At 49.9% G+C, this 12,478-nt stretch carries 9 protein-coding genes and 2 tRNA genes; 8 read left to right on the plus strand and 3 right to left on the minus strand.

Going from position 1 to position 12,478, the window contains the following annotated elements:
• The first annotated feature begins 58 nt into the window (after nt 1–58).
• Nucleotides 59–313 carry a hypothetical protein gene (locus ACFQ2T_RS01875; RefSeq protein WP_379029714.1) on the plus strand — a complete coding sequence of 85 codons (255 nt, stop codon included), beginning with the start codon at nt 59–61 and terminating at the stop codon, nt 311–313.
• Nucleotides 314–535: 222 nt separating this feature from the next.
• Here the strand turns inward: ACFQ2T_RS01875 and ACFQ2T_RS01880 are convergent.
• From ACFQ2T_RS01880 to queF, 3 genes are all read right to left on the minus strand, one after another.
• A tRNA-Glu gene (locus ACFQ2T_RS01880) sits at nt 536–611 on the minus strand.
• Between the two features lie 88 nt (nt 612–699).
• Nucleotides 700–775 (minus strand) — tRNA-Ala (locus tag ACFQ2T_RS01885).
• A gap of 157 nt (nt 776–932) precedes the next feature.
• Complete coding sequence (gene queF / locus ACFQ2T_RS01890; RefSeq protein ID WP_379029717.1) at nt 933–1,379, minus strand: preQ(1) synthase; 447 nt, start codon at nt 1,377–1,379, stop codon at nt 933–935.
• Between the two features lie 81 nt (nt 1,380–1,460).
• On the opposite strand from queF, the gene smc reads away from it, so the two are divergent.
• From smc to ACFQ2T_RS01925, 7 genes are all read left to right on the plus strand, one after another.
• A complete protein-coding gene (gene smc, locus ACFQ2T_RS01895) occupies nt 1,461–4,970 on the plus strand; it encodes a chromosome segregation protein SMC (RefSeq protein ID WP_379029720.1) in 3,510 nt (1,169 codons plus the stop codon).
• Nucleotides 4,971–5,021: 51 nt separating this feature from the next.
• Nucleotides 5,022–6,473 carry a cell division protein ZipA C-terminal FtsZ-binding domain-containing protein gene (locus tag ACFQ2T_RS01900; RefSeq protein WP_379029723.1) on the plus strand — a complete coding sequence of 484 codons (1,452 nt, stop codon included), beginning with the start codon at nt 5,022–5,024 and terminating at the stop codon, nt 6,471–6,473.
• A 2-nt stretch (nt 6,474–6,475) separates the two neighbouring features.
• A complete protein-coding gene (gene ligA / locus ACFQ2T_RS01905; RefSeq protein WP_379029726.1) occupies nt 6,476–8,563 on the plus strand; it encodes an NAD-dependent DNA ligase LigA in 2,088 nt (695 codons plus the stop codon).
• 40 nt (nt 8,564–8,603) lie between these two features.
• The gene (locus tag ACFQ2T_RS01910) at nt 8,604–9,452 is read left to right on the plus strand and encodes a hypothetical protein (RefSeq protein WP_379029728.1); all 849 of its coding nucleotides are present in this window, start codon (nt 8,604–8,606) and stop codon (nt 9,450–9,452) included.
• 285 nt (nt 9,453–9,737) lie between these two features.
• Entirely contained in the window at nt 9,738–10,631 is an 894-nt protein-coding gene (locus ACFQ2T_RS01915; RefSeq protein WP_379029730.1) for a DUF4394 domain-containing protein, read from the plus strand.
• A 187-nt stretch (nt 10,632–10,818) separates the two neighbouring features.
• The gene (gene msrP, locus ACFQ2T_RS01920) at nt 10,819–11,769 is read left to right on the plus strand and encodes a protein-methionine-sulfoxide reductase catalytic subunit MsrP (protein ID WP_379029733.1); all 951 of its coding nucleotides are present in this window, start codon (nt 10,819–10,821) and stop codon (nt 11,767–11,769) included.
• Between the two features lie 30 nt (nt 11,770–11,799).
• Nucleotides 11,800–12,420 carry a protein-methionine-sulfoxide reductase heme-binding subunit MsrQ gene (locus tag ACFQ2T_RS01925; protein ID WP_379029736.1) on the plus strand — a complete coding sequence of 207 codons (621 nt, stop codon included), beginning with the start codon at nt 11,800–11,802 and terminating at the stop codon, nt 12,418–12,420.
• Nucleotides 12,421–12,478: the final 58 nt, after the last annotated feature.

The raw sequence follows: 12,478 nt of genomic DNA on the forward strand, positions 1-12,478 counted from the left end.
CCTTGAAGAGCACCTATAGTCTCAGGTCATCAAACCCACTTAAGATAAAGAGAGCAACATGAAAAAACTAATCGTCACCATTCAAGTGGAGCTAGACATCCCTGAAACCTGGGATTTGGTAGACCATCCAGACCAGGTGCAAGCGATCAAAATGGATGACGGACAATTTATGCACATGAGTTTTCTGCCTATGATGACCCGGGATTTCAATGAAGATGCGGAATGGTCAAGCGAATGTTCTGATGAGTTCACTGATTCTGTGCTGGATATGGTGGCAGATGAAGAGGTTTACATGAAGCTTGAGACTCACTAAATTGATCAAATCAACCGGCAGTGCTGGCATGCTTGGCCATGCCGGTTGAAGCAACAGGTGAAATGTGGCTGGTAGAAAGTCGGACTTAAAGTACTGAATACCGCCGTTATGTTGTTACATGCGGATTGTTTGCACAAAAGAAAAAACCTCGAGTGCGTGACACTGGAGGTTTATCTGTATGAATCAATTGATATTTTAATGATTCAACCACTGAGTGGATTTTGGCGTCCCCACGGGGATTCGAACCCCGGTCGCCTCCGTGAAAGGGAGGTGTCCTAGGCCTCTAGACGATGGGGACCTAAGAAATTTTACAACGTGTGCAGTATACCATTGTTTCAAATAATCTAAAAATATTTTTTCAAAAAAACTCAATATTTTCAATCACTTGGTGGAGATAAGCGGGATCGAACCGCTGACCTCTTGCATGCCATGCAAGCGCTCTCCCAGCTGAGCTATACCCCCTAATCCTGGTACTGCATTTCTTTGTTTTGCGCTGCAATTCAAAGAAGGCGCCATATTAATGACGGGCACATATCTTGTCAACGATTTTTCGCAGGATTCTGTAAAAAACTGCGATTGCCCGACATTGAGTAGTGGCGCCTGCCAAAAAGCCCCATTGTTAGCCGCGAATATTACTCTGCGCGCTGAACTGTGAAAGCTCTACATAAGGCTGTGGCTGCCAGCCAGCAGCGCGATGTTCAGCAACAACATTGGTGAAAATGCCGCCACGTACATAAAACTTGGCAGTGACGCGCATAAACTTAGGATCAATCGCGCTGACCAGGTCATCCAGAATCTGGTTGGTCACCGCTTCGTGGAAACAGCCTTCATCGCGGAATGACCACATGTAGAGTTTCAAGCTTTTTAATTCCACACACAGTTTGTTAGGAATATAGTCCAGGTAAATCACCGCAAAATCTGGTTGGCCGGTTTTAGGGCACAGGCAGGTGAACTCAGGGATTTCCATATGGATATGAAAATCACGGGCTGAATTTGGGTTTTCAAAAGTTTCCAGTGCTTTGGTGGGTTCAGCTGTTGGTTTGCCACCGAGTAATTGTTCATTCATTGCAGGCTATGTTTCTTGGGAAAAATGGGTATTATAACGCTTAAGCTACTATTCAAATTCTTATAAGCGGTTTTCCTTACTTTGCGTCTCACTCATCTAAAACTTGCGGGGTTCAAGTCTTTTGTCGATCCGACTACCATTCATCTGCACGGGCAACGTGTGGGCGTAGTCGGGCCGAACGGCTGTGGTAAATCCAATGTAATGGAATCTGTGCGCTGGGTACTGGGTGAGTCTTCAGCTAAAGAAATGCGTGCTGATGCCATGGATGCTGTGATTTTTAATGGCTCTGGTAACCGCAAGCCCATTTCGCGTGCCAGCGTAGAACTGGTATTTGATAACAGCCTCGGAGGGGCCAGCGGCGAATGGAATCAGTACGCTGAAATCTCGGTCAAGCGTGTGATTGAACGCGACAAAGGCTCAACTTACTACATCAACAATACTGCAGTGCGTCGCCGGGATGTGGCTGATTTGTTCCTGGGCACCGGCCTGGGTGGTCGTGCCTATGCGATTATCGGCCAGAATACGATTTCACGCATTGTAGAAGCCAGGCCGGAAGAGTTACGCGTCTTTCTTGAAGAAGCGGCAGGGATCAGTAAATATAAAGAGCGCCGCCGCGAGACGGAGTTGCGCTTGCGTGATACGCGTGAAAATCTGGAGCGGGTAGAGGATATTTCGCGCGAGATGAACAAGCAGATAATCAAGCTCGAAGCGCAAGCCGTCGTCACCCAGAAATTCCACGCCCTGCAGGAGGCACACAAACTTGCAGAAGCGCAATGGTGGTGGCTGCGCAAACGGGATGCGGTGCTGGAGCATGAAGCTGCCACGCAGGCGGTTGAGCAGGCGGTCAATGCGCTTGAAGCGCAAATGGCCGATTTACGCAGTAATGAGCTGCAACTTGAGCATTCGCGTCAGCAGCATCAGGAAGCCTCCAGCCAGTTACATACAGCGCAAGCGGCTTTTTATGAGGCGAATTCGCAGGTCTCCAACCTCGGTTTGCAGGTCAAACAATCTGAAGAGGCGCGTGATCGTTTGTTGCAGGAACAGCAGCAACTGCAACGGCAGATGGAGCATAGAGCGCAGCAACAGCAACAATTACAGACACAACTGGCTGACAAAACGTCTGCATTGGCGATTGCTGAAGATTCAGTAGCGCAGTATGCACTCAATCTGCAAACCATGCAGCTGGATTTGCCAGCACAATCGACTCAACTACAATCCATACAACAAGCTGCCAATCAGGCACAGCAAGCCGTACAGCAAAGCCGCCAGCAAATGCAGCTGGAGCAGAATAATGTCAACTTTATCCAGCGCAACCTGACTGAAGTAGGGCAGCGTTTATCACAGCTACAAAATGAGTTGGGGCAATGGGCATTGCCAGATACGCAGGCGTTGGGTGAGCTTCAGCAACAGCTGGGTGAGCAGCAGTTTGCTTTGCAGCAGGAAGAGCAACAGCTGGCGCAGATGCGGTCAGAAGAAACCTCACAGCAACAAGCGTTACAGCAGGCACGTCATGACTGGCAACAGGCACAACGTGCACTGCATCAACTAGAGGCTGAGATCCAGTCCTTACAAAAATTGCAGCAAAGCATGAAACAGGACCAGCAACTGGGGCCGTGGCTGCAAAAAACCGGACTTCAATCCGCACCTCGCTTATGGCAAGCCATCCAGATCGATGCCGAATGGCAAGCAGCATTAGAAGCATTCCTGGGCAGCAAATTAAATGCCTTGTTGCCGGGGAAACTGCCGGATCTGGCACAATTGCCACATCCACAAGCCGCTTTAGCCATCGCCCAGGCTGCGTCAGCTGCTGAGACGCAACCAGACTCATGGCAAGGCTTACCAAGTTTGTTTAGTTTACTGACCATCAAACAGCCGGAAATAGCTGCTGCATTACAACATTGGCTGGTTGGCGTGTATGTGCTGGATGATATAGGGCAGCTTTCGCAATATCAGTCTAAACTCACAGCGGGCATGAGTTTGCTGACTAAAAACGGGGATGTTTACCAGCAATATAGTGCGGTATTTCATGGCCGCCAAAACCAGATGCAAGGTGTACTTGAGCGGCAACAGCAGTTAGATCAGCTTCAATCCGGGTTGACCCAGGCGCAGGAGGCAGTGACAGTCACACAGCAACAGGCGCAATCCCTGGAGGCCGGGCTGCATAATACGCGCCAGCTGCAACAACAGACCCACCTGCGCATCAAGCAATTGACCACTGGCACGCATGATACACAGATGCAAATATCTCGCCTGCAGCAGGCGCATGACAATGCCGTGCGGCGTCAAGCAGGGCTGCAACAGGACATTGCACAGGCCGAAAGCCGACAAGCAGGTTTAAATGCTGAAAGCGTGGCAGCACTGGCCAGTATTGCAAACCAGCAATCGCAATTTTCAGCCCTGGAGCAAGCGGCGCGTGACACACAATCGCAAAAGCAGCTTGCAGAGCAGGCTTATTTTAATTTGCGTGATACCGTGCAACAGGCTGAAAAAGCGCATCAGTCGCAGGTATTTGAGCAGACGCTGCTGAAAAATGCAGTCAACGATTTGCAGCAGCGATTAACCAATAACGAGCAGGAAAGCCAGAATTTGCAGCATCGCCTGGTCGAGACAGAGCAAACACTGGCGATCAGCAATATGGAAACGCTGAAAGCCAACCTGGCACACGCCTTGACCCAGCAGCATGATTGCGAGCAGGCATTGGCACAGGCAAGAAACCAGCTTGCCGAGCATGAAAATGCGCTACAAACGCAAGAGCGCAACCGCATGCAGGTGGAGCAGCAGCTACACCCGTTAAGAGATGCAGTTGAGCAGCGACGCCTCAAGCAGCAGGAATGCCGCCTGCAAGTGGAGCAATGCCAGGCTGCGCTGGCAGACACCGGTCTGGATGAGGATTTGATCCAGCAAGGATTGACATTGGACAGCAAAGCACAGGTCTCGGCGCAAGCCACTCAAAATTTACAATTGCAGATGCAACAGCTGGGGCCGGTGAATATGGCGGCCATTGAAGAATTGTCGGTTGAAAAAGAGCGCAAGGGTTATCTGGATAGCCAGCTGAAGGATTTGCTGACTGCCAGTGAAACCCTGGAAGAGGCCATACAGAAGATAGACCGTGAAACGCGTGGCAAGCTGCGAGCGACCTTTGAAGAGGCTAATCGCAATTTTGGCGAGTTATTCCAGACCCTGTTCAATGGCGGGCAAGCCAAGCTGGAACTACTGGGTGATGAGATACTGGATACCGGCGTACAGGTATTTGCGCAACCGCCAGGCAAGAAAAACACCACCATACAATTACTTTCTGGTGGTGAAAAAGCCCTGACGGCAATGGCACTGGTGTTTGCATTGTTCCGCCTGAATCCGGCGCCATTCTGTTTAATGGATGAAGTCGATGCACCACTGGATGACAGTAATACCGAACGTTTTTGCCAATTAGTGCGTGTGATGTCAGAAAAAACGCAATTTTTGTTTGTTTCACACAACAAAATCACGATGGAAATGTCTCAACAACTGATAGGCGTCACCATGCAGGAATCCGGGGTGTCACGGATTGTAGATGTTGATATTGATGAGGCGATACGCATGCATGCGGCGTAAGGCATGTTTTGTTGTATCATATCGCGGAGTTTTAAGGGATAGTAACCATACATGTCTGATTTGTGGATGATTTTGGTATTGCTGGGGGTCAGCATTGTACTGGCAGTGGTAGTTTTTAACTGGTGGCAAGAGAAAAAGTACCGCAAAGATGTTGAGTATCGCTTCAGCCATACGCGTACCGATGTTCTGGATGGCGAGGTTTCTGGCAGCCTGAAGGCTAATGCTGCCCAAAAATCACCCGCAGAAAAATCGTCTACAGCTGATAAAAACAGCGTAGCTGAAGATGTTGAAGGCTGGATGTCGGAGCCACGTGTCCGCCAGTCAGCAAAATTCGAGCCTGAATTTACGGTCGGGGATGGTCAAAAAGCCAAGCCGGCAACTGCACAGACCCAATCTAGTACTGTTCCTAACAAGCCAAATAATGAAGTCCGCCCGGCACCAGCTCCGCAGCCGTCTACCTTCAAGGCTGATCCTAAAGTAGAACCTTCAATTTCTGCACTACAGCAACAGGCTGAGCAAGAAGCCTCAAACAGTTTTTCTGAACCGCAAGCGCCAGTATTCGAGCAGCATGCAGCGGCCTATACTCAGCCGGCATACGATGAAACCGAGTCAGAGCCTGAGTTCCAAGATTTGCCAACACCTGAAACCGTTTTATCGATTACGTTGCCGCCCGTTTTGCATACGGCGATGGACTGGGTAGGCGTGATAGATGCGCCTCTGGGGGTGATGCTGGTTGAGCTGGAAGATTTGCAGGCAGAGGCGAGGACATTTCCGCATCATGCCACTTTATGGGCACAAAGCGCATCAGCCGCCACCTGGCTGGATGTACTGGCGATGGATGCCGCTGCGATGCAGAATCAAGTACCACTGAGCCAGGTAGTATGCAGCCTGCAACTGGCAGACCGTGGAGGTCCGGTAGACCAGGAAACCCTGAAACGCTTCCAAAAGTCGATGGAAACACTGGCGCGTGCGCTGGGGCTGACCATACACTGGCAAGGTGGCTATGAGCCATCACAGCAGGCGCAGGCGATTGATGCTTTCTGTATCGATGTCGATAAAGCCGTCGAGTTTCACGTGCTGGCTGGACAGGGTATGTTTCATGCCACCAAACTGCGCGGTTTAGCCGAAGCCAGTGGTATGCAGCTGAGTGCAGACGGTCGTTTTGAGTTGTTCAATCACCAGGGCGAGCTGGAATTTTCTGTGCGTAATTATGAAGGCAAACCTTTTTCTGGCGAGATGCTTAAAACCACTGTGATGACAGGGGTGACATTTCAGCTGGATATTCCCACCACTTCTGACAGCCTGCAGGTATTTGACCGCATGGTGGAACTTGCGCGAAATATGGCTGGCAGCCTTAGCGCTAGCTTGATTGACGTCAATCGCAAACCGATTGGTGATCCACAACTAGACAAAATCCGTCAGCAGTTAAAAAACATTTCTAATGCCATGGCTGCGCAAGGGATTACTCCCGGTAGCAGCCATGCAAAACGCCTGTTCTCCTGATCATGTCTGCCAATGAGGCTGCGCTGGTTTTACAACAGCTGAAGCAGCGTATCGCTGAGTACGACTACCACTACTATGTTCTTGACGCGCCGCTGGTAGATGACAATGAATATGATGGTGTTTATCGAGAGCTGGTACAGCTTGAACAACAATATCCTGAACTAGTCACTGCAGATTCCCCCAGCCAGCGCGTTGGCGGCCTGGCGTCAGCCGCTTTTGAAAGCGTGCAGCACCGGCAAGCCATGCTTTCCCTGAATAATGCGTTTAGCGAACAAGAGCTGGAAGCATTTGACCGCCGTGTGCGCGAAGCCACGGATGAAACTGTAGTTGAATATGCGGTAGAGCCAAAATTTGATGGCCTGGCAATTACCCTGACTTATGAACATGGCGTATTCGTTCAAGGCGCGACCCGGGGTGATGGTTACACCGGTGAAAATGTTACCCATAACCTTAAAACCATACGCGCTATCCCAACCAGGCTGACATCAGCGCAGCCACCGGCCTTGCTCGAAGTGCGTGGCGAAGTACTCATGCTGAAAAAAGACTTTGAAAAACTGAACCAGCAACAGGCAGCCGCAGGTGGAAAATTATTTGCCAACCCGCGTAACGCAGCAGCCGGTAGCCTGCGTCAGCTGGATTCCAATATCACCGCGAAACGTCCCCTGCATTTTTTTGCCTATGGCCTGGGCGCAAGTGCCGGTATTCCAGAGCTGAAATCGCATGCAGAAGCTATGCAGTACCTGGCTGATTTACGCTTTCCGGTCTCTGCACTGCGCACCGTTAAAGCGGGCGCACAAGGGTTACGCGATTATTATGCCGAGATCGGTGCGCAACGCAGCAGCCTGCCGTTTGATATAGATGGCGTGGTTTACAAGGTGAATGATTTCGATCTGCAAAGTACACTGGGCTTTGTTTCGCGCGCGCCGCGCTGGGCAATCGCACACAAGTTTGCGGCAGAAGAAGCGATCACCCTGATTGAAGATATCACCGTGCAGGTAGGGCGTACAGGTGCCATCACTCCGGTGGCCAGGCTAAAGCCGGTGTTTGTCGGTGGTGTCACCGTGACGAATGCCACGCTGCATAACGAAGATGAGTTACGCCGTAAAGATATCCATATTGGCGATACCGTGATTGTCAGGCGGGCAGGGGATGTGATCCCTGAGGTGGTATCAGCCAAACCTGAATTACGGCCAGCCGATGCGCGTGTATTCGTGATGCCTGCTGTATGTCCTGAATGTGGTTCGCACGTGGTCCGTCTGCAGGATGAAGCCATCGCGCGCTGTACCGGCGGCCTGATCTGCCCGGCACAGCGTAAACAGGCAGTCACGCATTTTGCTTCGCGTCGCGCCATGGATATTGAAGGCCTGGGTGAAAAGCTGGTTGATCAGCTGGTAGCGCGCAATCTGGTCAATCATTTGGATGATGTGTACCGCCTTGATTTGGCTATGTTGTCTGGCCTGGACCGGATGGCCGAGAAGTCAGCGCAGAATGTGCTGGATGCGATAGCAAAAAGTAAGAAGGCAAGTTTGCCGCGCTTTATTTATGCACTAGGTATACGTAATGTGGGTGAAGCGACCGCCAAAGACCTGGCACAACATTACGGTGACCTGGACACTCTCATGCAGGCGAATATTGAAAGCTTGCTGGAGGTGAATGATGTAGGGCCCGTGGTGGCTGATGCGGTCTACCAGTTTTTCCAGGAACCACATAACCGCGAAGTGATCGCAGCCATGCGTGATTTGGGCGTGCACTGGGCAGATATCCCAAGAAAAAAACAATCGGCAGCTTTTGCCGGTAAAACATTTGTCCTGACCGGCACCTTGCCTACACTCAAGCGTGACCAGGCGCAAGCCATGATCGAAGCGGTGGGCGGTAAAGTCAGCGGCAGTGTTTCAGCCAAGACCAGTTACGTAGTGGCAGGGGCCGAGGCGGGCAGCAAGCTGGAAAAAGCGCAACAATTAAACGTGACTATTCTGGATGAGTCTGCCTTGCTGGCAATGCTTGAACTGCCGTCTTCAGTGCCAGAGACAACGGAAAATAATAAAGTTAAATCGGCTGAAAACGTTGAAAATCAACAGGGTTTATTTTGATATGTATTCAAAAATAGCTTTAACAGTATTTCTTAATCTATTGATTTTAAATCATGTATTTGCGAGAGATGCGGCGCTGGATGCATGCGATACTGCGATTTATGCTCGCCAGTATGCACAAGCGGTGAACATTGCCGAACAGCATGCGAACCAGGCGGAATTCTGGCTGTGCAAAGGGCGTGCCCAGTCTGCCCTGGAACAACATAAAAGTGCAGAGGACAGCTTTAAGCAAGCCATTGCGCTCAAGCCACAAGGGCTGGATCTGGTTTCTGCCTATATGCTGCTGGGGCATACACAGCTGGCATCGAAAAATACGAAAGGTGCGCTTGAGAGCTACCAGCAGGCGTTGAAATTCAGTGAGCAGCAAAACATGCGCCGCTATGTACGTATCGCACATAATCTGATCGGCGAGGCCTACTACAACAATGGTCAATATGCAGAGTCGTTACAGGCGTTTCAGGCGGGTGAAAAACTGGCTTTAAACGACGATGAACGTGCAGACAGCTATGTGCATGAAGCGATGACCTACCAACAGTTACAGCAGCTTGATCATGCCATTGAGTACCAGCTAAAAGGCGTGATGATGCTGCGCAAGTCAGCAACGCCGGATCAATATGCTGAAGCAAGCCTGGTTTTAGCCAAACTGTTTATTGCAAAAAAAGACTACGTAGGCGCGGAAAGAACTTATCAACGCCTCATGGAATACGCGCAAGAGAATGGGGGCAGTTTTTATGAAGCCAAAACAGCCATACACTGGGCCGAAGTCAAACGCACGCAGGGCGATGCTGCTGGTGCTGAAACATTGCTGGCCCAGGCTGATAATATCAGCCAAAAAATCCACGATGATGAACTGACAGCTTTGTTGGCCAAAGCCCGCGCAAAACCTTAATAATCCTTTACGCATTTGCTAGAACTAGCAGTCATCATCCTCTGTCAATGAGAATGAGTGAGAGATGATTCAGGTTTCCACTTGTCTTTCGAATACGGCTATTAAGTAAATACATCTGATTAACGCCTTCACGGTTCGCTTTTCCCGATATTAATGTATTGATATTAAATAGTTACCATATGAATAGTGGTCATGGTCGATTATTAACTTAATGATTATTTATCGTGATATAGTTTATCGGGGCTATCAGATTTTATATAAATAATTATTGATGAGAGGTTAACCATGGATATACGCTTTTTTCCCAAGGCAATGCTTGCGACAGTCATGCTGGCTGGTGCTTTCCAGGCAAACGCTGACACTTTATACACATTTAACAGTAATCAACTGGCTGTCATAGACACCCTGAATCTGGGGGCTGTTTCCTATATCAACATTTCCGGCCTGTCTCAGGGTGAACGCCTGCTGGGCGTTGATCTGCGGCCAACCGACGGCCTGGTGTACGGTATCACCAGCGCCAACAATCTTTATACCTTCAACACCACGACTGGCGCAGCTACCCTAAAAACCAGTTTGACTGGTCCTTCGTTAGCCGGTCAGTCCGTCGGCATAGATTTCAATCCTTCTGCGGATTTTGCTGGTAATGCTTCATTGCGCGTTGTTACTGGTACAGGTAGTAATTACGCCGTGAACGCTGACACCGGTGTGATAGGCAATACAGCCAATAACATCGGCAATGGTTACACTGCGGTTGCGTATACCAACTCTAATCCTGGTGTGAGCCCCGGTGCAGGCGATACCACGGATCTGTATTACATCAACGCCAGTAGCGATACCCTTAATTTCCTGAATACCGGTTTCAATAGCCCGGCCACCAATGGCGGCATTCAGAATGTAGGTTCACTTAACGTGGATGTTTTATCTGCCAATGGTTTTGATATCCTGGGTAACGGTAAAGGCTATGCGCTTTTTAACCTGGATAACGGCACGCTGGACTCACAGTTGTTCTCTATCAACCTGACGACAGGCGCGGCGACTTATGTCACAACACTCAATGGCACCTTCAATGGCCTGACAGGTGTAACGGCTGTACCCGAGCCAGGCTCATATGCCATGTTACTGGCAGGTCTGGGCATGATTGCAGGCGTTGCAATGAGAAAGTCTAAACAGCGCGTTTGAACTGTTTGCTGATGTTCCAAAGGGCTAATGTCTAACTCTGACTTTAGCCCTTTTGTTTGTGTATTCTTGTAATTCCAAGCCGAAAAATTGAGTGCTGCAACAAAAAAAACTATTCGGAATTCTTTGGCCTCTTCATAGGTCGAAATAGATACACGTTTCATTCTATTGAACCACTTAAGGAGCCAGTATGTTGTTGGATAACAACCGCCGTAACCCCAGTGACATCAAGCCTTCTGAAATTACGCCTCCCGAAGTATTTAAACAGCGACGTACTTTAATTAAAGCTGCCGGTGCAATGACAACCGGCTTGTGGCTGCCATTTCATGCCAGCGCCGCGACAGCCTCTCTCGATGCGAAAAAGACCGCTTATGGTCAGGAAGAGAAACTGACCAGCTATGAAGATGTCACCAGTTACAACAACTACTATGAATTCGGCACCGGCAAGGAGGATCCGGCACGCGAGGCCGTGCTGTTTAAACCTGCGCCCTGGACGATCAAGATAGAGGGCGCAATCAAGCAACCCAAAACAATAAGTATCGAGCAATTGCTTAAACTGGTGCCTCTGGAAGAACGTATTTACCGCATGCGCTGTGTAGAAGGCTGGTCTATGGTCATCCCCTGGATAGGGCTGCCGCTCAAAGCATTGATAGACTGGGCGCAACCCACTGGCAATGCGAAATATATAGAGTTCGTTTCTTATAATGACCCGCGCCAGATGCCAGGCGCCAGGATGTCTGTGCTTGACTGGCCGTATGTTGAGGGTTTGCGTATGGATGAAGCCATGCAGCCATTGGCGATTCTGGCGGTGGGTTTATATGGCAAAGTGTTACCTAACCAGAACGGCGCGCCTGTGCGTCTGGTGGTGCCATGGAAATATGGCTTCAAAGGTGCAAAAGCCATCAGCACTATCCGGTTTGTCGAGAAAATGCCGACCACCACCTGGGTCAAGGCTGGCCCACGCGAGTATGGCTTTTATGCCAATGTGAATCCGCAAGTCGACCATCCGCGCTGGACGCAGTCGTCAGAAAAGCGCATCGGTGCCGGGCTATTTGCCGGACGGATCAAAACCAGGATGTTTAACGGTTATGATGAAGTAGGGCAGTTATATGCCGGGATGGATTTAAAAAAGAATTTTTAAGATTTCAAGGCTATTTGTTTAGCGCTCCTGATGACACGCTCAACCTCAATTCTGTTTGACAGCCCTGTAGCCAAAATCCGTGCGCTTAAAGCGCTGATCTGGCTGGGTGCCTGCCTGCCTTTGTTACGCCTGCTGATATTGGGTTTCACAGATAACTTGGGTGCCAACCCGGTAGAGTTTATCGAACGCTCCACCGGTACCTGGGCACTGGTGTTTTTGCTGTTTTCTCTAAGCATCACGCCCTTAAGACATTGGACACAACAATCATGGCTGATCGCTGTACGCCGGTTACTCGGGTTGTGGATGTTTGCCTATGCCTGCGTCCATGTATTGACCTATCTGTGGTTGGACTATAGTTTTGACTGGGCTGATATCCTCAAAGACGTTATCAAACATCCGTATGTGCTGGTAGGAGCATCTGCCTTCCTGTTGACTGTGCCGTTGGCAGCCACCTCAAATCAGCGTGCCATACGGGTACTGAAACAGCGCTGGAAAACCCTGCATCAACTGGTCTATGTGATTGGTGTACTGGCTTTACTGCATTACTGGTGGCTGGTGAAAAAGGATGTGACCGAGCCGGTGATCTACAGCGTTGTTTTCGCAGGGTTAATCGCAGCACGCTGGCGGCAGGGATTGAATCACCGGCGATAGTTTGTGCGCCAGATTGGCGACTCATTCATTCAGAATGCAGGTGCTGGTTGATAAATTT

This window comes from Methylophilus flavus, assembly GCF_042678905.1.
Classification (GTDB): domain Bacteria; phylum Pseudomonadota; class Gammaproteobacteria; order Burkholderiales; family Methylophilaceae; genus Methylophilus; species Methylophilus flavus.

Excerpts from the sequence above, each read along its gene's own strand:
- ACFQ2T_RS01925 (WP_379029736.1), top strand. The coding sequence starts at position 11,800 with ATGACACGCTCAACCTCAATTCTGTTTGACAGCCCTGTAGCCAAAATC.
- ligA (WP_379029726.1), top strand. The coding sequence starts at position 6,476 with ATGTCTGCCAATGAGGCTGCGCTGGTTTTACAACAGCTGAAGCAGCGT.
- msrP (WP_379029733.1), top strand. The coding sequence starts at position 10,819 with ATGTTGTTGGATAACAACCGCCGTAACCCCAGTGACATCAAGCCTTCT.
- ACFQ2T_RS01915 (WP_379029730.1), top strand. The coding sequence starts at position 9,738 with ATGGATATACGCTTTTTTCCCAAGGCAATGCTTGCGACAGTCATGCTG.
- queF (WP_379029717.1), bottom strand. The coding sequence starts at position 1,379 with ATGAATGAACAATTACTCGGTGGCAAACCAACAGCTGAACCCACCAAA.
- ACFQ2T_RS01875 (WP_379029714.1), top strand. The coding sequence starts at position 59 with ATGAAAAAACTAATCGTCACCATTCAAGTGGAGCTAGACATCCCTGAA.
- ACFQ2T_RS01900 (WP_379029723.1), top strand. The coding sequence starts at position 5,022 with ATGTCTGATTTGTGGATGATTTTGGTATTGCTGGGGGTCAGCATTGTA.